This window comes from Hallerella succinigenes (assembly GCF_002797675.1).
GTDB classification, from domain to species: domain Bacteria; phylum Fibrobacterota; class Fibrobacteria; order Fibrobacterales; family Fibrobacteraceae; genus Hallerella; species Hallerella succinigenes.
Map to the genome: position 1 here is coordinate 478,293 of NZ_PGEX01000001.1, position 21,109 is coordinate 499,401.

At 50.4% G+C, this 21,109-nt stretch carries 19 protein-coding genes; 16 read left to right on the forward strand and 3 right to left on the reverse strand.

The window, feature by feature from the left end:
* The first annotated feature begins 113 nt into the window (after window positions 1–113).
* The 4 genes from BGX16_RS02035 (at window position 114) to BGX16_RS02050 (ending at window position 1,865) form a co-directional block, all read left to right on the forward strand.
* Window positions 114–386, forward strand: coding sequence for a type II toxin-antitoxin system RelB/DinJ family antitoxin (locus tag BGX16_RS02035; RefSeq protein ID WP_100426720.1), 273 nt, complete (start codon window positions 114–116; stop codon window positions 384–386).
* Entirely contained in the window at window positions 383–568 is a 186-nt protein-coding gene (locus BGX16_RS02040) for a type II toxin-antitoxin system YafQ family toxin (protein ID WP_198514837.1), read from the forward strand. The genes BGX16_RS02035 and BGX16_RS02040 overlap by 4 nt, the downstream gene beginning before the upstream one ends.
* 180 nt (window positions 569–748) lie before the next feature.
* On the forward strand, window positions 749–949 hold the full coding sequence (locus BGX16_RS02045; protein ID WP_100424557.1) for a hypothetical protein: 201 nt from the start codon (window positions 749–751) through the stop codon (window positions 947–949).
* A gap of 142 nt (window positions 950–1,091) precedes the next feature.
* Window positions 1,092–1,865: a transporter gene (locus BGX16_RS02050; RefSeq protein ID WP_100424558.1), complete on the forward strand. Its 774-nt coding sequence runs from the start codon at window positions 1,092–1,094 to the stop codon at window positions 1,863–1,865.
* Between the two features lie 70 nt (window positions 1,866–1,935).
* On the opposite strand, the gene priA is transcribed toward BGX16_RS02050, so the two are convergent.
* On the reverse strand, window positions 1,936–3,978 hold the full coding sequence (gene priA, locus BGX16_RS02055) for a replication restart helicase PriA (protein WP_100424559.1): 2,043 nt from the start codon (window positions 3,976–3,978) through the stop codon (window positions 1,936–1,938).
* 133 nt (window positions 3,979–4,111) lie between these two features.
* Here priA and BGX16_RS02060 point away from each other — a divergent pair, with 133 nt between their 5' ends.
* Both BGX16_RS02060 and BGX16_RS02065 read left to right on the forward strand, forming a co-directional pair.
* On the forward strand, window positions 4,112–6,979 hold the full coding sequence (locus tag BGX16_RS02060; protein WP_100424560.1) for a DUF349 domain-containing protein: 2,868 nt from the start codon (window positions 4,112–4,114) through the stop codon (window positions 6,977–6,979).
* Between the two features lie 2 nt (window positions 6,980–6,981).
* Window positions 6,982–7,953, forward strand: a complete 972-nt coding sequence (locus tag BGX16_RS02065; RefSeq protein WP_100424561.1) for an L-threonylcarbamoyladenylate synthase — start codon at window positions 6,982–6,984, stop codon at window positions 7,951–7,953.
* Here BGX16_RS02065 and BGX16_RS02070 read toward each other — a convergent pair.
* Together BGX16_RS02070 and BGX16_RS02075 are read right to left on the reverse strand one after the other, a co-directional pair.
* Window positions 7,913–8,644, reverse strand: coding sequence for a M15 family metallopeptidase (locus tag BGX16_RS02070; protein WP_241899408.1), 732 nt, complete (start codon window positions 8,642–8,644; stop codon window positions 7,913–7,915). The two genes, BGX16_RS02065 and BGX16_RS02070, sit on opposite strands and share 41 nt — an antisense overlap.
* On the reverse strand, window positions 8,634–10,988 hold the full coding sequence (locus BGX16_RS02075; RefSeq protein ID WP_100424562.1) for a hypothetical protein: 2,355 nt from the start codon (window positions 10,986–10,988) through the stop codon (window positions 8,634–8,636). The genes BGX16_RS02070 and BGX16_RS02075 overlap by 11 nt, the downstream gene beginning before the upstream one ends.
* A 39-nt stretch (window positions 10,989–11,027) precedes the next feature.
* On the opposite strand from BGX16_RS02075, the gene BGX16_RS02080 reads away from it, so the two are divergent.
* The 10 genes from BGX16_RS02080 to BGX16_RS02125 all read left to right on the forward strand — a co-directional run bounded on the left by BGX16_RS02080 (window position 11,028) and on the right by BGX16_RS02125 (window position 21,063).
* Window positions 11,028–11,798: a nitrilase-related carbon-nitrogen hydrolase gene (locus BGX16_RS02080; RefSeq protein WP_100424563.1), complete on the forward strand. Its 771-nt coding sequence runs from the start codon at window positions 11,028–11,030 to the stop codon at window positions 11,796–11,798.
* 7 nt (window positions 11,799–11,805) lie between these two features.
* Window positions 11,806–12,162 carry a hypothetical protein gene (locus tag BGX16_RS02085; RefSeq protein WP_100424564.1) on the forward strand — a complete coding sequence of 119 codons (357 nt, stop codon included), beginning with the start codon at window positions 11,806–11,808 and terminating at the stop codon, window positions 12,160–12,162.
* 46 nt (window positions 12,163–12,208) lie between these two features.
* A complete protein-coding gene (gene cysE, locus BGX16_RS02090; RefSeq protein WP_100424565.1) occupies window positions 12,209–13,036 on the forward strand; it encodes a serine O-acetyltransferase in 828 nt (275 codons plus the stop codon).
* An 8-nt stretch (window positions 13,037–13,044) separates the two neighbouring features.
* On the forward strand, window positions 13,045–13,677 hold the full coding sequence (gene nth, locus BGX16_RS02095) for an endonuclease III (protein WP_100424566.1): 633 nt from the start codon (window positions 13,045–13,047) through the stop codon (window positions 13,675–13,677).
* A 17-nt stretch (window positions 13,678–13,694) separates the two neighbouring features.
* Window positions 13,695–14,351, forward strand: coding sequence for a hypothetical protein (locus BGX16_RS02100; protein WP_157797824.1), 657 nt, complete (start codon window positions 13,695–13,697; stop codon window positions 14,349–14,351).
* Window positions 14,348–15,898, forward strand: coding sequence for a hypothetical protein (locus BGX16_RS02105; RefSeq protein ID WP_100424568.1), 1,551 nt, complete (start codon window positions 14,348–14,350; stop codon window positions 15,896–15,898). Before BGX16_RS02100 ends, BGX16_RS02105 begins: the two co-directional genes overlap by 4 nt.
* Complete coding sequence (locus tag BGX16_RS02110) at window positions 15,895–17,256, forward strand: hypothetical protein (protein ID WP_100424569.1); 1,362 nt, start codon at window positions 15,895–15,897, stop codon at window positions 17,254–17,256. The genes BGX16_RS02105 and BGX16_RS02110 overlap by 4 nt, the downstream gene beginning before the upstream one ends.
* Entirely contained in the window at window positions 17,253–17,921 is a 669-nt protein-coding gene (locus tag BGX16_RS02115; RefSeq protein ID WP_146139402.1) for a hypothetical protein, read from the forward strand. The genes BGX16_RS02110 and BGX16_RS02115 overlap by 4 nt, the downstream gene beginning before the upstream one ends.
* 10 nt (window positions 17,922–17,931) lie before the next feature.
* Window positions 17,932–19,449, forward strand: a complete 1,518-nt coding sequence (locus BGX16_RS02120) for a peptidase associated/transthyretin-like domain-containing protein (protein WP_100424571.1) — start codon at window positions 17,932–17,934, stop codon at window positions 19,447–19,449.
* 69 nt (window positions 19,450–19,518) lie between these two features.
* Window positions 19,519–21,063 carry a hypothetical protein gene (locus BGX16_RS02125; protein ID WP_100424572.1) on the forward strand — a complete coding sequence of 515 codons (1,545 nt, stop codon included), beginning with the start codon at window positions 19,519–19,521 and terminating at the stop codon, window positions 21,061–21,063.
* The last annotated feature ends 46 nt before the right edge of the window (window positions 21,064–21,109 follow it).

The following is a 21,109-nucleotide window of genomic DNA, read 5'->3' on the forward strand; positions in this document are numbered from 1 at the left end:
CTTGCTCCTTTTGTATGAAACATTTTATTTAAAAACACAACATTTTGTTTCACACAATTACAGAAAAGACACGAATTTTCGCATTTTCGCCCATTTATGTGAAACATTTATTCATGAGTACAGTAGCAAAAAATTTCCGTATTGATTCCAGATTAAACGAACAGGCCACCGACTTGTTCAATCGCCTAGGACTTTCCATGTCGCAGGCATTTTCCCTTTTCTTGCAACAGGCGGTTTTGCACCGTGGCCTCCCTTTCAAGATAGAACTTCCTCGATATTCGACGGAGCTGATAGCCGCTATTGAAGAGGCTAAGGAATTAGAGTCAAATCCCCATACAAAACGAAATACAGACATGGACGAAATGTGGGCTGATTTAGACAAATGATATACGAAGTTATTTGGACTAGTCGCTTCAAGAAGTCTTACAAGCGTTGCCAAAAGAGAAGACTTCCGATGCAGGAACTGAAGGATGTCGTTGAAAAACTTCGCAACGATGTTCCTCTTGAAGAAAAATTTCAGGATCATGAATTGTCTGGAATCTTTTCTAAAACCTCCACACGTCCCTAGGGATTTTCTTGAAAGTGATGTCGTGGTCGAAGAGGCGATAGAATCCATGGTCCCTACGTATCCAAGTTCCAAACATGGAGTTTAATACTCTTACAAGCGAAAAAAAAATAAATTTATAGATATTTTTTCAACACAATCGGCTTAAAACATTAGATTAATAAAAAGAGCCGGAGGTCATTTATGAGTTGGGAATGCCGCTATCTAGACGAAACGCACTGCAACAAACGCAACAAGGAATGCAACCCGGGAGACCGTGGATGTGTCCTCGAAGGCAGATTTTTCTTTCCATTTGACGAAACCAAAAATAAGTCCAAGCACTCTGCCCAAACCACCAAAAAATCCGCCACCAAAACCGCCGAGAGCAAACCTGTAAACGAATAAAACGAAAAATGTTCGTGTTCCCCAAAACACGCGAGTGTATTTCCTATCACACCCAAAAGGAAGTCCCCCTTTACAAAAAAGACCTAAAAGAGCATCTTTGTTGTTACACAACCAAACAGTCTTATTATATAGGAGACATCCAATGTTCAAGAAAATCGCACTCGCTGTAGCACTCGTTGCTGCAACTAGCTTTGCTACCTGGGATTACTACAAAGTTCCGGAAGCCGGAAAAGGTCAGGTCAAGGGCCAGTTCAAGTACGACACCGACGATCCGTGGTCCGGCTGGGGCATCAATGCAAGCGCTCGCTACGTGGTGATTCCGAACTTGGAACTTTCTCTCCGCGGTCTCGGCATTGCTTCTTGGGAAGACGACGACTCTGACGCCGACGGCTTTGGCATCACGGACTTCACTTTCGGCGTCCGCTATGCGATTATGCCGATCGTCAACGTCTTTGTGGACATGAACCTCCCGATCGGTGACGAAGACGAAGGAACCTACATCGGTACGGATGAATGGGGTTTTTACTTCGGCGGTCAGTTCACTTCCGATCAGTTCCTCAAGAACTTGACCGTCGGTGCTGAAGTCGGCACTTATTGGGGCTTTGAACACAACGACTACGATCCGGGTCTCGTTCTTACAACCGGCGTGGAAGCTGGCTACTTCATCGAACAGATTGGTCTTACCCCGTTCGTCGGTTCTGAATTCAAGTACAAGCTTACGGATGACGAATACGATCCGGCTAACAAAGCAGCACACTGGAAAGACAACCAAGGTGACACTCAGTTTAACTTCTGGGTTGGCGCAGCTTACGGCATCAATGACCGTATGACGGTTGACGCTCAGATCAAATTCCGTTCTGGCGACATCGACGGTGATGCTTTCCACACCGAAGCTAACTATACCTTCAGCTTCTAATTCTAAGTTTATTGTGATTTCAAAAAAGACCGGCACACACTGCCGGTCTTTTTTGTGGAAAAATTGAAATTTACTGCGGGTCGATATTGATGCGAATTTCGAGATCTTCGGGCAGCGTCATCAGGGACTTGCGGATATCGACTGCATTCGACGCCTTTAATAAAAGGTGCATCCAGTACGTGCCGCGAACCTGCGGAATATAAGAATCCACCGGTCCAAGAACTTCCAAAGATTGATTCCGAGATAAAACTTCCGCAAAGGCTTCTGCCTTCTGAATCAAAAAGTTGTAATCCTGATGACCGACTTCGACTGTCGCGACTTTGGCATACGGCGGATAATGTGCATCCAGGCGAGATTCGAGTTCCCACTCCGCAAAGCCTGCGTAATCGTGGGCAATAGCAAAATGGATGATCGGATCCTCGGAATTGTTCGTTTGCAAAATCACACGCCCGCCTTCGCGAGCGCGCCCCGCGCGTCCCGAAGTTTGGCTTAAAAGTTCAAAGAGCCTTTCCCCAGCCCGAAAGTCCGGCACGCCCGCGCCGGAATCGGCGCCCACGACGCCCACGAGTTGGACGCCGGGGAAATCGTGGCCTTTCGCCACGATTTGCGTGCCCAGCAGAATGGAATACTTGCGTTCGCGGAAATCCGAAAGAATCTGTTCTGCTGCACCGACATTCGCGGTCGTGTCACGGTCCATGCGAATGGTCTTTGCATCGGGAATCCATTCCGCGATTTCCTCTTCGAGTTTTTCGATTGCCCCGCCCGCGAATTCATATTCCGGAGATCCGCATTCCGGGCATGCCATATTCAGCGGAAAGAGCCTTCCGCAATAGTGGCAAAGAAGACCGTTGTACTGCTTATGGTAAACGAGGGGAACCTTGCATTCCGGACAACTGAACGTGTTACCGCATTCCGCACAAATTCGCGACTTGGAATAACCACGACGATTCATGAGCACAATCGCCTGATCGCCCTTTTGCACTGTTTCCGTGAGCGCTTCGCGCAGTTCCGTCGAAAGAAGGAGCGACGAATCCTGTAAACGCACTTTCTTCTTCATATCGACAATTTTCACATTCGGAAGCGCCGTTTCCGTCGCCCGTTTCGAAAGCACCAGGTAGTCGATCTTTTTGTTTTTGGCGGCACAGTACGTTTCCAGTGCCGGAGTCGCGCTGCCGAGCAAAACAAGCCCGCCGTATTTAGCCGCTTCATGGAACGCAATGCTCCTCGCGTGATAACGCGGCGCCGGGTCTTCCTGCTTGTAAGAGCTGTCATGCTCTTCGTCCATCACTACCAAATCATAATCAAATGGCGAAAGGATCGCACTCCGCGTTCCGATGACAATCGAAGCCTTGCCCGAAAGAATCGAAACCCATGCGGCCCGTTTTTTAGGTGCCGAAAGCGCCGAATGGATTACAGGAATATCAAAGCCCAGGAACTCGGCAAAACGCATCGCCGTTTGCGGTGCAAGGCCGATTTCCGGTACAAGAACCAGCACCTTTTTGCCCGCAGCCAAGGCGCGCTTGCAAAGTTCCATATAAACGCGGGTCTTTCCGCTGCCCGTCACGCCGTGCAAAAGCGCGCCGCGAAATCCTTCCTTTTGCAAAAGCAGTTCCAAAAGTTTTTCAAGGGCGGAATTCTGCTCTTCGGTCAACGGAGGCAATTCGGGCGCAGATGTCAGAGGCTTGTCTTCCGGAGCGTTCCCCTGGGAAGCTTCAAAAAACACCGCGTCCAAATATTTTTCAAAGTCCTTCGGCAAAAAGATGTTCAAGGCCTGCTGTTGCGTCGAAAGGTAGTAGCGCGAAGTCCATTCGAGCTTTTCCATAAAACGTTCACTAAAAACGTAGCCCGAAGCATGGGGAAAAGCTGTTTTCGCCTTCGCAAAGGCAGGTTTTTCCGAAATCACCCGGGAGACAACGCCCAAAGTCGGCTTCCGATGGGAAAGCTGTACCCAAACGACACTTCCCCGCTGCAGAACAACCCCTTCCGGGACCGCATAAGTGAAGATCATGGGCGAAAGCGGAACGATTACTTCACAGAAAGCCGAAAACAGCCCGCAATCTTTTGCGACCGCGATTTTCTCCGGTGGGACAGTCTTCGGAATTCTCTTTGCCATGACCCAAAAATAGCTCTTTTAGCGAATTTCAGCTTTTTTTCTGCATTTCGTTTGCACTTATCTTTTGCTTTTATTTAGATTAAATCTAGCTCAAACGCGCCCCGCGGCGCGAATTGAATTTGGAGAACACTTTATGGGACTTTTTGATTTATTTAAACCCAAATGGCAGAAATCTGATGTGGAAGTGCGCAAAGACGCTGTCATCAAATTGAACGCAAACAATCAGAGTGCGATTGAAACCGTTGCTCTGTCCGATACGGATTCGGAAATTCGGGGAATTGCGATTCGAAAACTCGAAAGCAAGGAAGTCCTGCAAAAAGTCATTGATTCAGAAACCGATGCTTCAAACAAGCGCGACGCTGAAAACCGTCTTCTTGAAAAACTGGCCGACCATTTGAAAAACTTCCGCGAAGTCGTGACTCCGAATGAACTTGAAGCCGTAGCCAAGGTGGCAAACTCCCGCTTTGTCGATGACCTTCTCAAGTCCATGCCGAGCTCGGAACTTCGCTTGGCACTCGTCCAGATTTCGACCCGCCAAAGCTCGCTCGAATATGTCGCCTTGAAAGATCTCAAGACCGACGTTGCCATGGCGGCCTTAGAACGCGTGGAACGCGCCAACATGCTGCAGAACATTTTCCAGAATTCCCGTCACACGGTTGTCCGTCAAAAGGCCGGCGAAAAACTCCGCGAACTCGAAAAGAACGGGAAAACCGAAGACGACCAGAAGAATGACACAACCATTTTGTTCCGCAAGCGTGAAGCCATTCTCCAACAAGCCCAACGCATTTCCGACTCCAAAAACTTCATGGAGAACGAAGCGGAATTCGAAAACATTCTCCAAGCCGCCAAGGAACTCGGCATGGGTCCTGCCCAAGCTGAGCTCGACCGTATCACCGACACCTACCATCTGCGTCGCAAGGCAGAACTGTCCCGCATTGAAAAGGCTAACGCCGAAGCCCATGCAAAGACCGATCTGCAGAAGCGTTTGGAAAGCATTCTCGCCGAAATCGACAAGCTGATGGAAGGTAATCTGGATGAAAACAGAGACCAGCTCAATCTTCTGATTGCAAGCTTCAAGGCTCAGAGTTCCAAGGCAGATAACGCCATGCTCAACCTTTTCAAGATGTCGATGGATCGCTACAACCAGCTGACCGAACAGTCGACTGAAGAAAGCGAAGAAGATGAAGAATCCAAAGCAAGCCGCGAAGAAATTCTCGCCCAGCTCAAGGTTCTCGCCGAAGCCGACGACACTTCCAAGGCAGTCGAACACAAAGTCAAGGTTCTCGCCCGCGCCTGGGAAAAGCTCCCGGTCATGGAAGGCGATGATCCGGAACTGCAAAACTATAACGCTCTCCGCAATAAGCTGACCGAAAAGTTCAACGCCCAGCACGAAGCCGACGAAAAGATTTTCAACGAAAACTCGGAAAAGCTCCGTGCCATCATCGACGAAGTCAAGAAGATCGACGACAACAATGACTTCAAGGTCATTTCCCAGAAGCTCCGCGACTCATACAAGCGCTGGAAAGAAATCGTCGTCGACGACAAATACCGCTACAAGGAAATTTGGAAGGAATACCAGGACGCGACTTCCCGCTTTAAGGAAATGCAGGAATGGGAATCTTGGCACAACGAAAATGACCGTGAAGCTCTTCTCGAAGAAATGGTCGCTCTTTCCAAGGAAGAACCGAGTAAGGATGTCCTCTTAAAGCTTCGCACCTATGCGAACCAGTGGAAGACCGCCGGTCCTGTTTCCACAGCCCGTTTAAACGAATTCCGCGACAAGTTCCGCGCCCTCTTCGAAGAAATTATGAAGAAGTGCGAACCGATCATCCAGGAACAGGAAGAGGAACGCGAAAAGAACCTCGCCCTGAAGGAAGAAATTTGCCAGCAGATAGAAGAACTCGCCAAGGAAAGCGATGAAAACTGGCGCGACAAGTACAAGACTATGCAGGAACTCCAGGAAAAGTGGAAAACCATCGGCATGGTCCCGAAGGACAACGTCCAGGCGATCTGGAATCGTTTCCGCACCGCAGAAAACGCCTTCTTTGCCAAGCACAAGGAATTTGTGAAGCAAGAAGACTTCGTCCGCGAAGAAAACTACCAGAAGAAAGTGGCTCTTTGCGAAAAGGCAGAAAAGCTCGCCACCTCGAACGATTGGAATGCGACATCAAATGAATTCCGCAACCTTCAGGAAGATTGGAAGAATATCGGCCCTGCACCGCGCTCCAAGTCCGAAGAAATCTGGGCCCGTTTCCGCACAGCTTGTGACGGTTTCTTTGACCGCAAGCGTTCGCACTTCGAAGAACTCGATTCCGAAAAGGCAAAGACTTTGGCCGCAAAGGAAGCCCTTTGCGCAAAGCTCGAAGCGCTGAACTTTGACCCGACGGATCCGGAAACCGTAAAAGCGATGGAAGAAGGTGCCGAAGAATGGAAGAAGCTCGGCATGGTTCCCAAGGACAAGATCGAAGAAATCTGGAACCGCTACAGCGCGATCCTCGACAAGTTCGCTGCCAAGCGAGCCGAAGTCGACCCGGAATACAAAAAAACCGCAGCAGAAGCGAAATCCAAGAAGGAGTCGATGATTACGACCGTTTCTAAGCTCATGGAAACCGCAGGTTCCAACCAGAGCGCAGATGCCGTCAAGAATCTGCAATCCGAATGGAACGCCCTTCCGCGTTGTGGCGCCGAAGAACAGGAACTTTACAAGAAGTTCCGTTCGATCTGCGATGAATTCTTTACCCGTCGCCGTGACCAGCTGGATATCCAGGAACAGGCTCGCGAAAACAATCTGCAGAGCAAGCTCCGCCTTTGCGAAGAAGCCGAACGTTTGCTCGATGGATTGACCGACGAAAACCGTCGTGACGCGATGAATGAAGTCAAACAGCTCCGCCGTCACTGGCGCGAGATCGGCGCAGTGCCTCGAAAGGAATCCGATAAGATTTGGAACCGATTCAATTCCGCGTGTGATGCTATCTTTGGCAAAAAACCGGAAGCAGAATAGATATGTTCCCTCCTTGGACTACTCCTGAAGCCGCCGCAGAAATTCTGAAAAACGGCGGTGTCGTGGCTATACCCACGGAAACAGTTTACGGGCTCGCAGGCAACGCCTACGATCCCAAGGCACTAGCCAAAATTTTCGAAGCGAAAAAGCGCCCACACTTCGATCCTTTGATTGTGCACATTTCGGCAATCGAAGAATTGTCAAATGTCGCGCTCGAAGTTCCAGAAGTGGCAAAGAAGCTCGCCAAAGCCTATTGGCCAGGCCCCATGACCTTGGTCCTGCCGAAAAAGGATTGCATTCCGGACCTCGCGACAAGCGGTCTTCCGACCGTAGCCGTTCGATTCCCGAACCATCCGATTGCGCAGAAGATTATTCGTTTGGCAGGCGTTCCTCTTGCCGCTCCGAGCGCAAACCTTTTCCAGCATGTGAGTCCGACAACGGCACAGCATGTGGCGGAACAGCTCGGCAATGTAATCGATGGCATTGTGGACGGAGGCTCCTGTGGCGTCGGTGTGGAAAGCACCATCATTTCTTTCCCCGAAGACAAACCCGTCATTTTGAGACCAGGCGGAATTACGCCGGAAATGGTGGAAGCCGTTGCCGGATCGGTGACCATTCACGAGTCCAAGTCGAATCCAAAAGGTCCGATGCTCGCTCCGGGCATGATCGACAGACATTACCGTCCGCAGGTTCCGCTCTACTACGGAGCCGTTCCAAAAAATGCCAAGATTCCTTCGGAAACAGTCCGCATCGCCTTTGGAAGTCAGGAATCCGTGATTCCGCCGACGGTGAACCTGTCCGCATCGGGAGACTTAAAAGAAGCGGCTGCGAATTTGTACGCATTCATGCGTCAGATGGACAAGCCCGGTGTGGAATTGATTTTAGTGGACCCGATTCCGAACGAAGGTTTGGGGGTCGCTTGCAACGACCGTCTTAAAAGGGCGGCAGTTCGCCAGTTGCCCGAATCGTTTTAGACGGTATCGCGTTAAAATGCCACCATTCAGAACTGAGCGGGAGAAATCCCGCTTTTTTCATAATGCGCTTGAGAAGTCTGCGATTTTCAATCTGGAATTCCTGAAGGAAGCCATTTTTCAAAGCATCCGCTTCGCCCTGTTCCCCGGCGCGGCTTTCAAAGGAATCAAAGTCCGTCCCCATGTCGAGAGCGTTCCCTTTTTCATCGGCAATCGTCAAATCGAGAGCGTATCCGAAGTTGTGCACACTACCGCGCTTGGGATTAGAGACAAAGTCGCTAAAAGGGGTTCCCGCTACGGTCTGCCGTAACAGAGCCTGAGCGTAAACAGGGCGCGCAGCGTCGTAAACAATGAAGCGGTAACCCGGTTTTTCTTGTTGCAATAAACGGATTGCCTTGCGGAGTTTCTGAGCTGCCATCGTCTTTAAATAAGCGCGTTTTGCCCCGCAGTATAAATCGTGCCCCGTCACATTCTGAAAGGTTCCATACCGCATGTCCAGAGTCATATGGGGAAACCGTGAAATGTCCACGTAAGACGTATCGCTTTTCACATAAGCTTCCCACTTGGCATAAGCCGAACAATACCGCAAAGGCTTGGCCGGATGACGCGGTTCAAAAACAGATTTCCCGCTGTCTTCTGCCGCAAAAGAAATCCCGATCAGCAGAAGAAGGATTCCGAGAATCTTAAATGGCAAAGTTGGCCTCGATCCCGAACTGGATGTACAATCCCATACCCTTTGCCATGAAAGGAACCAGATCGTAACCGTTCGAAGAACGCTTGTCGTTATCCTGCGAAACCAAGGAACGTTCACGCGCATTGTCGCCGCCGAGGAACCTTAAAGCATCGACGTCGAGGTTTGCAAAGATGTTGTCCGCTTCCAAGTAAAAGCGCACCTTTCTAAAGAAGAACACGTGTCCCGGCAAATCGAGATTTGCACGGACATCGGTGCGGAAGAGATCCGTGAATTCATTGTAGTCGCGAATTTCACGCGTACCGGCTGTCTGCGTATCCGATTTCGAAGAATGGATCTTGTAATAGTACAATGGGCGATGCCAGCCGGCGTGATGCGTTAAGATCAGCGAGAAAAGCGAATCCTTGAGCGGATAATAGCGGATCGAAGTGGACATATCCAGGCGAGAATTTGCTTCCCACGGGAGAGAACGTCCATCGTCCAAAGCGTATTCGCCGTAAACAGAAGAAAGGTTCACAGCCAAAGCGAAATGGTGCAACGTGCGAGCTTCCATCTTGGCAGCAGCACCCAGGACCCATGCGTAATCTGCTTCCGAGAGCTCCGTGTAATGCGCATAAGCAAGCGGAGTCGGCAATTCCGGGTTCAAATAATAACGTCCAAAGCCGTGACCGCTCAAGCTAAAGCGTTTTTCGGAATAACCCATTCCGAGCTTTGCCGAAGAACCGGTGATGATATTGCTTTCAAGTTCACCATCGTCCCACGTTTCATGCCAGTCACCACGCCAGGCGACGTTACCGAAAACGCGGAATCCCTGGCCAGCCGCCACCCCCGGCTTTCCTATCGAAAGATTACGGTCCACGTCGAGAGAAACCATCGGCGAACCGTGACCGTCGAAGTCGGCCAATGCACCGAAGGCAAAGATCGTCTTTTGCGCATTGTTCTGCCACGTCATGCGGCTCGTTCCCGTCAAAACGTTTGCGTGGAATTCCGACTTCTGCGTTTTCGAGAAGTCCGGCCATTTACGTGTCACGATGTGATGTTCATAGAGGAACGCGCCCGAGAGGTCTGCTCCAAAAAGCTTTCCCGGGAAAGGCTTATCAAAACCAGCGGAGAAGGTCGTCTTGCTCTGATCGTAGCCGTCGATAAAGGTCGCATTTTCCGGAACGGCATCTTGACGGTAACCGGTCGTGTCGCGGAGCGTGTCCGAAGCTTCTTCGTGAACGACACCGCCGTGGAAGCTCGTGCCGAACTTCGATTGGTATTCAAATCCGAGGACACCGTAAGTGCGATGACCGCGGATGATATCGACGCTGTTTGAAGAATCCGAAGTCACCATCGTATCTTGGCGAATGATGTATTCATCGCTACTGTACACGCCGTTCAGCATCCAATTGTTGCCGAGGGAATCATGACCGGCGAGCTGGGCGAACATATCGTAAGACGTCAGGTCAAAAGAATCGGAGCTCTTTTTAGGAGCATCATTTTCATCGCTACTTCTACGGAATTCCGTAAAGAATTTTTCGCCCATGTTCTTGAGCATTTCTGCATCGAGGTAGCGGAAGCTAAAGCGGAAGGAATCCCAGAAGAGGAATGGACCGCCGACCGTGATTTCACGCATTGTCGTTCCCGCCGAAATGTCCACTTCAAAATCTTCACCCGAAAGCGTTTCCGGAATGAAATCGACCGAAGTCGCAAGTCCCTGTCCCACCGGACCTTCGCCGTAGTTGTCGTAAATATCGATCGACTTGAGCATGTGCGAATTGATCACGGAAAGGTTGCCCGGGAACCCAATATCCAAGTGGCGCATGTTCGGAATGCGAAGACGTCCCAAATGATAGCCGACTTCATCGGCACGGGAGCCGTCATAGAACAAATCGCTCGAAAAATCCTTTTGACCCGAAACGCCTTCAAACGAACTCATGAGTTCCGCAATGTCGAATCGCATACCGGAAACATCTTCCAACTGCTCCACGGTAATATGTGACGGTTCCGGCCATTCTGCCTTCGTGCCCCCACCGATTACCGTACTTTCGCCCAAGTTTCTCACATTCGGGTGCATCACCACGAGAATGTCGAAAAGGTCCGCAAAGTCGTCCAAGGAAACATGCAACGTATCAAAGCCGTCCTTGATGAACACGAGCTTTGCTCTACGGGAATCCACCGTCTGTTCAAAACGGCCGCTCCCATTCGTTTCCCCGATTTCTCTTCCGGATTCATACTGAATCTTCACCGAAGAAAGCGGGTGGTCGGTTTCCGCTTCGAGAACGGTACCGATAATAGTCGTCGGAGCAGCCACTGCGATGGCTGGCAAGAGAAGACTGAAAAAGACAAAAATTCGTTTAAGCATATGGAGTTATCAAAATATATAATTTCTACTTTATAGGTGATGGCTAACGCTTACCTCATTCAGACAGAACCGCGTCCAAACGGCATTGAAGCGACGTTTTCGCGGGTCAGGGAAATGGTCCTGCAGGCAAATCCTACCGCAGGCAGTCTGATTTTACTGCCCGAAATGTTCGCCACGGGCTTTTTAACGAATCCGCCAACCGCTTCAGCCGAAGATTTAACGAGTCGAGAAGCCCCGACCCCGCGTTTTTTACAGGCACTCGCCGACGAAACCCAGTGCGCGATTCTCGGTGGCGGAATCGAGGCGTTCGCAAGCGAAAGCCTTCCCTTTTGCAACTGGACAGGCCTTTTTAAGCCTGGCAAAAGCACTCCCCAGGCGTTCTACCGCAAACGACACCCGTTTGCCGACGAGGCAAAACACTTTACGGCGGGCACAAAGTTTGCCTCCTTTGACTGGCAAGGCTTTTCCGTTTCGCCCTTTATCTGCTTTGATTTAAGGTTCCCCGAAGATTTTCGCCTAGCGAGAGCCTCGGGAGCTTCACTTTTGACCGTTCAAGCGGAATGGCCCACCTCCCGTGCGCTGCATTTTAAGACGCTCTTGCGCGCGAGAGCCATTGAAAACCAGTGCTATGTGCTTGCCTGCTCTCGCGCGGGCAAAGCTTTTGCCACGAGCAGCGCCTTTGGCCCGAACGGCGAAGAACTTTTGGACGCCGATTCCGCGGAAAAAACCTTTTGTGTGAACCTGGATGTTTCGCAGGTCAATGCGGCACGGGCGAACTTTCCGCTGCCCCTTCCCAAAATTCACGTTTGAGGTTTTTATGGAAATCATCCTACAGATTCCGCCACAGCCTCTGACTTTGAACGAAGCGCGTTCCATGACCGTCCTCGGCATGGACTTTCAAAACGCGATCATCACCGAAGCACGAGACGGCAAACTCCCGGCGCAAATCCGTTTTACCGAAAACGACCCTTTCCCCTGGGGACAACTTTTGCAAAAGCTCGCCGTTTTATGGCAACTCTCCCAAAACGATGCCATATCAAAGGATTTCCGCTTAAAAAACAAACTTCCCCAGCAGATTGTAGATTTACTGCCCCAAGTCGCCGAAAAAGACTCCTTGAACGTTTTAAAACAGCTCGGATCGGCAGGATTCATTTGTGCTTTTTCTAAATTTTAAGGCGAATGATTGCGGCTAAAGAAACCACCGCACTGCGGAGTCTTGAATGTCAAATAAAGAAACGACAAAGGATTCGACAAAAGAACTGTTTTCAGTACTGGTGAAAGAAGCTCTCACGCTCTCCAATTCTGAACCGCTTCTCAAGTCCGTTTTGGACGAGCTGATCGTTTTCCGGCAGTCCTTCGCCGAAGTTCTCGCGATGTCGCTTTCCCGCAAGTTGGCAAGCTCGCTTTTGAGCCGTTCCCAACTCGAAATTTTATTCCTTTCCACGTACAAAGAAAATCCGTCGATCGTGGAAGATGCGACGGCAGACCTGTGCGCCACTATGGACCGTGACCCGGCCTGCAAATCTTACTTGGAACCTCTCCTCTTCTTCAAGGGCTATCAGGCAATCCAAGCTTACCGCATTGCGCACGTCCTTTGGAAAGACGAAAGATTCTTCCTCGCAGAAATGCTTCAGAGCTTAATCAGCCAGAAGTTCGCCGTGGACATTCACCCGGCCGCAAAAATCGGACGCGGAATCTTCCTCGACCATGCGACAGGACTTGTCGTCGGCGAAACGGCCCGTATCGGTAACAACGTTTCGATTTTACACGGCGTTACCTTGGGCGGTACCGGCAACGAAACCGGCGATCGTCACCCGAAGATCAGCGACGGCGTGATGATCGGTGCACACGCACAGCTCCTCGGCAATATCCACATCGGCAAGGGTGCTAAAGTGGGCGCAGGCGCCGTCGTGCTCGAAGATGTTCCGCCGCATGTAACCGTGGCAGGAGTCCCTGCCGTCAAGGTCGGACGTCCGGAAAATGCCCTGCCGAGCCTCGAAATGAATCAGAACTTTACCCGCGACACAAACAGCAAACCGGCGAAGTAAGGTTTTTGATGAACAAGAAAGAGCGGGCAGAATTTGTCGGTAAAACATTGGACGCGATTTACCCGGATCCGCCTATACCTCTGCAGTTTTCGAACACATTCACCTTTCTTGTCGCCGTTCTGCTCAGCGCGCAGTGTACCGATAAAAAGGTCAATGCGGTCACTCCCGAGCTTTTTGCCTTAGCGGATACCCCGCAAAAAATGGCCCAGATTCCCACGGAAAAAATCGAAGCGATCATTCGCCCGTGCGGACTTGCCCCCGCCAAGAGCAAGCACATCACAGCCCTTTCCCAAAAGCTTTTACAGGAATTCGGCGGTGAAGTCCCCAAGACTTTTGAAGAACTCGAAAGTCTGCCCGGCGTTGGTCATAAAACGGCGAGCGTCATCATGAGCCAGGCCTATGGTATCCCCGCCTTCCCCGTCGATACGCATATTCACCGCCTCGCCATGCGTTGGAAACTTTCGGACGGGACTTCTGTAGAAAAGACGGAAAAAGACTTGAAAAAGCTCTTTCCGCAAGAAGAATGGAACAGGCGTCACTTACAAATTATCTACTTCGGAAGGGAGTATTGCCCTGCCCGCGGACATGACGTCGCAAAATGTCCCATTTGCAGTCAAATCGGCTGTCGCGAAAAGGTTTGATTGTTTATTTTACGGCTATGAAGTTGCCCCTGAGGACAATTTGGGTTCTTGGAATTTGCGTTTTCTTGATCGCCTGTCTCGAAACACCGGATTCTCCTGAAGTTTCTAGCACGACGCCGGAGATTTTGATTTGCATTTCCCAGACGGATTCAAGCTGTACCTCGCCCCTCCAAGCTTCTCCCACTGAACCATTCACGTTGCAGGCAAATGTTTTCCCGTCCAGTGCCAAATCCGAACTTTCTTTTAAATGGATTTCAGCAAAGAGCGAAACGTTAAAAACAGGGACGCCCTTTAAAACGGATACGTCTCGAGTTCCTGACTCGCTGATCGTGACCGATGACAACAAGAACCGTTTATCCTTTGCACTCGACTTCATTTTCGATACCGCTCCCGTTTTAAGTTCCAAAACGGTTCCCGCAAACGGAGATACGCTTTTCGGAGATTCGACGACCGCATTCTTTTTTGAATATTCCGCAACCGACGCGGACAAAGGCGATAGCCTCGTTTATACGCTCGTGCTGGATTCCACCGAGTATTTTGCAGGATCCATGACCACCCTTTACCAGTCCGGCTTAGCTGAAGGCGAACATGCTTTCCGTGTGATCGTACAAGATGTTTATGGGCTTAAAGATTCTACAGACTGGATAGAGTTCACCGTTCAGGAGGAAAAATGAAGATTTTTTCTCTGCTCGGCGCTTTCCTTTTTCTTTTACTCGGAATTTTAGCCTGTTCCGAAGGCGATGTGAGTTTTGATACGGACGACGCTGAAGTCGTGACCGTCAAAGCCTACATGATGCTGCTCGGCGACTCTGCAGGAACGCGCTTAAAATCGGACACGCTCTTGCCGAGCGATAGTCTCGTTTTGATCGCTCAAATCGAACCTTCGCGTTCCATTCGCATCTCACAGTTCTACTGGCAAATCGATTCCTCTTCCAAACATTCGGAATTCTCTTACCGCACAAATGTTTCGACGCCCGGTCTGCACCAGGCAAAGTTCATTCTGCTTGACCGTTTTGAAGATACGTTGCAAGACAGCGTTTCGTTCTGGATTGCACCCGAACCTGTCTTGGACACGGGCGCCTTGATTCCGAAGAACGGAACAACCTCCATTCCCACGTCTAAAGCGCTTTCCTTCGCCTGGAAATCCACAGTCGAAAATCCGCTGTCGATTACCCATTATCCGTTCCTCTTAAAATGCGGCTCCGATACCCTGGTCGATACCGTTTTGAATTCGACGGAATTCATCTACACACAAGGCTTCCCCACTCTGACCCGTTGCAGTTGGACCGTTTCGGCACACGATAATTTTGGAAGAACTTCTCCGACAAGTATCCGAGCGGCCTTCTTTACCGAAAACGATTCCGAAGAGGTTTTCGGCGCGGCCTTCGCAAGTATCAGCACCCCGTTCAGTTCCCTTTTGGACTCGCTGCGTTTCAAGCTGTTCGATGCGGATGGAAACCTTTTGGATCTTGATAATTTTGCCGTTGACCGGAATGATTCCGTCATCACTCTTTCCAAGCTCCCCGCCGCCGATTACCGCCTTTTTGTAACCCACTTCAAATATACGGACTTCACAAGCGACACGCTCCACTTTACCGTTCGCACGGGAAAGGTTTCAAGCCTCGGCACAATCCTTTTAAGCGACACCGTGCAACCGCAGATCATCTGCGACTTTTGCACCGAAGATTCTCTTACCTGGAACGATACACTCCGTTTTGCTGTTGAAGAAAAAGGGCTACCTCCGCAGTCCGCTACCTTACGCATCACCTTTGACGGGGCCACCCTTTCGAATTGGGATTACAAAGAGGACTCCCTTTTCATCTACACGCACAGCCTTCAAAAAAGCTTTGCGTGGCATCCGCTCAAGATCGCTCTTTCGGACCGTTCAGGAAATTACATCGCCAAAAATTTTTACGTGGAACCGGGAAAATCCTGCGTCAAGACTCTCGACAAAGCTTCGATTTTTGCAGACTCCTCCATTTCGATTCCCATTCAAAATCTTTGCCCGAACCTAACCCCCAAACGTTATTTCTGGGACATCGATAACGATGGAAACTGGGATGGAGAAGCTCCTGCAGCCGGCCTCGATTCCGTTTCCAAGACCTTCTCCGGTTCGCTCTTCCACGTGTACCAAAATCCCATCCACGTCTACATTCTTTATGAAAGCGGTGCGCAGTACGAAGCCACGTTCACCCTTTACGTCGATGGAGTTTCCGGATGAATAAGCGACTTTGGATTTGCATAGTGCTTCTTATCGCCTTGTACGGATGCGGAAGCGATCCCCGAGTGGAGTCCGAGGACGTGCCAAGGCTTCGCGCGTACATTCACTTTGTTCCGTCTAGCTATTATGGGACTTCGTATCTGTTGTTTTCCAGTGTGCGGGAAAAAGAAATTCCCCAGGGTGAAACAGGCAGGCTGGTTGCGGAAATCCGCGTGAACGAGAAAAGCATCACCAGCGATTACGTTTCGGATTATATCCAGAACTTTATTTGGACTGTGGACGGCAAGGATTACATTTCGGGCACGATCACGCATACCTTCCCCGACACGGGCATCTTTGACGTCACCCTGCGCACCGTCGATTTCTTTGGCGATACGCTATACGACACGCTCAGCCTTTACGTCACCACCCAGCTTTCTGTACATCCCATTTCTCCCGAAAACGGCTTCAACGGATTTCACGCATTTGACTCCGCCGGTATGACTTTTGAAATCCAAACAGAAGGAATCAACTCCTGGCAAGACGCTGTTTGCAAGCTTTACGTTTCGACCGAAAAATCTTACCTGTGGGAGTTTCTCATCGACACAATCCCCTGCAACGGAAAGTACACGATCGACGAGCCGTTCCTCATCGGCGATTCCACAATCCTCACCGACACGGCCATCGCCTTTTACTGGGGAGTCACCGCCCAAGTTCCCGACACGGAACTGGATTTCAACAAGGACACTTCCGACATCCAAGTTTTTTACAGTGCCCTAATCAACACGGATTCTTCGCACCTCGTGGTCCCGGTCCGCTACCGCTCTCTCGCATCGAGCATCATCCCACGCGGAACGCTCATCCTGCAAAATTCCCAAGGCGATACTCTCGCCCAAAAGGCGCTTTCCAAAAATCCGGCGGTCATTCACTTTAACCGTTTAGCTTCCGACAGCCTGACCCTCACCCTCTGGGATTCGACTCTCACCGAATATGCGCCTGTTTCACAAAGCCTTTACCTTTCCAAATCGTCCTATCTCATTCTCGACACGCTGACCCTTTTTGACACGGTCCCTCCCGTGCGCATTCCGGCGAATAAGCGCTATGCACGGTCCGACTCAATCCGCTTTTACCTCTACGACGGAGGCTCTGGCGTTTCGCAAAATTCGCTGACCATTATTTTGGCAGGCGATACGCTTTCCAAAAATGTGAGCGGAGACGTTGTGAGTTTTTTGCCGAACTGTTACAACAACTGCGAATTGTCCGTTGCGCTTCGCGACTATGCCGGGAATTCCGCATCGTCTGTCGTTTGGAACTTAAAGCGCAGCGAAGATGGCGATAGTCTTATCCTTTTAGGGCCATATAATCCGGGGGATCTATGAGAATGCGGATTCTTCTGATAAGCCTTCTAATCGCCTTTTCAAGTCCTGGAATTTTTGCAGCCGATTCGACAGTTGTATCCCCGTCGATTCCTGTAACGCCTTCCGCCAAAACGCTCCGTATTTCGACGTGGCCTGCAGGCGCCGAAGTTTACATAGGAAAGCGTCCTTCAAACTTCATCGAAGCTTCCGAAAGATTTTCCCCGGATTCGCTTTCGCTCGCCGCCGAAGATTCCGTCGTACGCGTCACGTTCTTCAAACCGGGTTACGTCGACACGACTCTCGACATTCACCTCCAAGCGCCGAAAAAAAATTACGTGTGGATCGAACTCGTCGAAGAAACGGACTTGGACCGTCTCGAATGGCAAGAAGCGATTCTTCACAAACGTGAAAACAAGCAGATCGGGAAAATCCTTTTCTATTCGGGCTTTGGTCCTCTTGCCTTGGCAGGTGTCTTTGCAGGTATTGCCGAATACAACTTCCAAAGCGCAGACGATACCCGTCAAAAAATTGAAAAGAGCGTCATCCGCGAAGGCGAGCATTACCAAAAGCTCCAGGATGATTTCGACGATTCCCGTCAGAGCGGAAAAAATTTTAGGACAGCCGCCTTGGTTTCTCTTGGAGCAAGCGCGCTCCTCTTTGCTGCGGCAGCGGTCTTTTACTTTTAGGAGTTGATGCATGAAAAAATTTTTTGCACTCCTTTTCTTCGGTTTCACCTGGCTCCTTGCACAGAACATGCAGCGGGGCTTTCCGGTTTCCGTGAAGCTCGTTTCCGGTGCTACGCAAAAAGCGGAATACGTCGGCAGTTCAGCCGATACGGTCTTCCTCGGAGGCTTTATCGCCGATACGTTCACCGTCGTAAAAATTCTCAAAGACCGCATCACGTTCCTCAGCGATTCAAACGGAACCGTGTTGAACCTAGAACAGGCCGATTCGCTGTACACGGCGCTTCACACGCCCCAATATTCAAAAACCCAAGATACCGTCGCACCGCTCCCGCAAACCGACATCTCGGGCAAGTCTCTCGTCTTCCCCGCCACCCGTCGCCCGATCGATTCCGCCTTGGCAGTCCGCATCCACGACTTACAGATCCAGATTCTCCGGGAGCAAGGAGAACGTCCCATCTCCGTTTCCACTGCCGACTTCCCGAACTGCAAAAATTCCCCCTGCATTGCAAAAGACGCAGAAACCCGCGGAGCCGTTGCCGTCTGGACGCTCGAAATCGAACCTGCCAGGCATCAGGACAGCCTAAACCTGAATCTGCACCGCTTTCTCTTTTCAAACGAAGCCCAAAGCACCGAACGTCTCACAATTTCTGCAAAGAATGCGACGAGCGAACTTCTTTCCAAAAACCGCTTCATCGAATGGATTCAAAAAGCAAAAGGCACCTACCAGGCACCCCAAAAGCCGAAGGAGAGCAAAAGTTTCATCTATGTGCAAACCGACCCGGAAGGGGCTAATCTTGCCCGTAAAGGCGGAGATGTCATTTGCCAAACGCCCTGCGCCTTCGCCATCAACGACACCGATAAAGTCGAAATCGAAGCCTATTGGGACGTCGAAAACACACTCTGGGCAAACAAAGCTATCATCCGCCCGATTCCCGGTGACACAGCCAAAATCAACATGCGCCTCAAACGCGTCAAACCGGAAGTTGAAATCCGCACCTTCCCCGCCGGAGCGCAAATCTACAGCGACGCCGAAGTCACTCCGCACAGTCGCCCAATCGGTTACACCCCCAAGACCCTCTTTACCGAGGAACCCGGTCCTGCCGAACTGCACCTGTGGAAAGAAGGTTACAAGGATTCCGTCGTCCATTTCCACGTGAGTGCGACCTCCAAGACCGTTGTCGAAATCCATCTGGACTCTTTGACCCAGCTAAAGGACCTTCAAGCGCAGGAAGTCTTCCAAAAGATCCAAAAAAGAATCTTCTGGGGGCATCTCGCCCTTGGAACTTCCATCGCTCCAGCCGTTGCAGGGGGCATTTTGCTCTATCTTTCCCACAAAGACCGTGAAAAAGCCCGCGATTTGAAAAATGAGCTCTCCCTTCCAAGTTCCGGAAGGGGAAAAAACTACCAAAAACTCGTCGACGACAACCACAAGTACGCCGACCGCTCCAAAACGGAAGCCTATGCAGGCTCTGGATTTCTTATTTTTGCCGGTGGACTCTTCATTACGGGATTTGTCCTGTCATTTTGATGCATTCGTACGCTAATTTTTGCGTTATTTCCGAAACGCTTTCCATCGGGAGAGAGTAAATTATTAACGATGCGTAAAGTTTTATTTCCTCTATTTGCTGCTACCCTCGCGTTTGGTGCTGATTTTGAAAGGTCCAATTGGCATACCCAGACCTTTTTCCAAGTTGAACCCTATACCCCGATTCATTTTGAAGGACAGGGTCAATACCTCACGGAGAAGATCGACGAAGAAGTGACGACCGTGCCGATGTCGCTCGGTTTTCTCTTCAGCCCGCTCTTCACGCCGATTTTCAAGGCGGATATTCCTTTCACCTTCTGGCTCGGTGCCCAGTTCGGCGAATTCCAGTTCGGCGAAATTTCCTCCGGCAAGGATTACGTTTATAACGGAGAACAAAGCGGTAGTGGAAATACGCTTTCCTTTATGTCGTTCAACCCGACAGGTCTTGCCGGATTCTCGTTCAACCTGATCGGGAACCTGGATTTGCGCGTCCTCGGCGGTTTCGGCCTGCAGTATTACCGTTTTGAAGACAAGCAGACAGCGACAACCAAGACCCATTCTGAAACAGCCATGAGCTACTTCGTGGAAGGCGGACTTGAATATCGAATCACCGAGCTCTTTAAGGACGGCGACCTAAAAATCGGTCTTCACGTCAAAAAGGCATTCAACAAACTCGAAAACGTTCGCGCCACCGAAGAATTTAAACCAACAGGAGAAGACCTTTCCATTCCAGGCGCCTACGCGGGCACCAAGTTCGAAACGATCGAGACCAAACTTCCGATTCGCATCGGTCTTGAAGTTTCTCTCGAATTCGGTCGTGAAAGCCGCAGAGACCGCAAAGTCCGCTTTGCCCTCCGCGACAGAGACACTCAGCTCCGCAACAACTCCGAAGTCAAGGATACGCTTTCGGACTGGGACTGCATGGCGATTGAACGTGACTACCGCTTCTTCCTCGAAGACGGCGAACTCCCAGACATGAGCGAAAAGTACACCAAAGCACAGTTCAACGACGTGCTCGAAAGTTACCTCGCCTTCTGCCACCCGGAAGATCTCGCCACCAAGGAGCAACTCTACTCCACCCTCGACTCGAACAAAGTGCAGTTGAAGGAATACCAGGTTTCTCAGGAAGAATCCCGTTACAAGCAGGTCATGGCTTCGAACGACCCGGAAATGATGGAAATGTTCCTCCAGTATTATCCGAACTCCGTTTACAAGGCTGACATCGAAGCCAAGCTCCAAATCGTCGGCGACTACCAGGTGTTCAAAAAGGCTCAGACAGCGAACACCTTCAAGTCTTATCTCGACTACCTGAACGACTTCCCGAACGGACAGTTCCGCAACGAAGCCGAAGAAGGCATCTTCCGCTTGGTACAGGAAAGCAACCGCGTCAAGGATTATCAGATTTACCTGAAGCGCTTCCCGAACGGACTTTTTGTCAGCGAAGCGAACCACGCCCTGCAAGAAATCCAGCGCGCAAGCGGCATCGTCGAAACGCCTGCTGAAGCCGTCGAGCAAAACGAACAGCCACAGGAAGAAGTCAAAAAGACTTCCAAGAAAAAATCCAAGAAATCTAGCAGTTCCAAGAAATCCAAAAAGAAATCTTCAAAGAAAAAATAAAGACTTTTTAACAGAAAGCTTTCGCCACAGCGGAAGCTTTTGTATT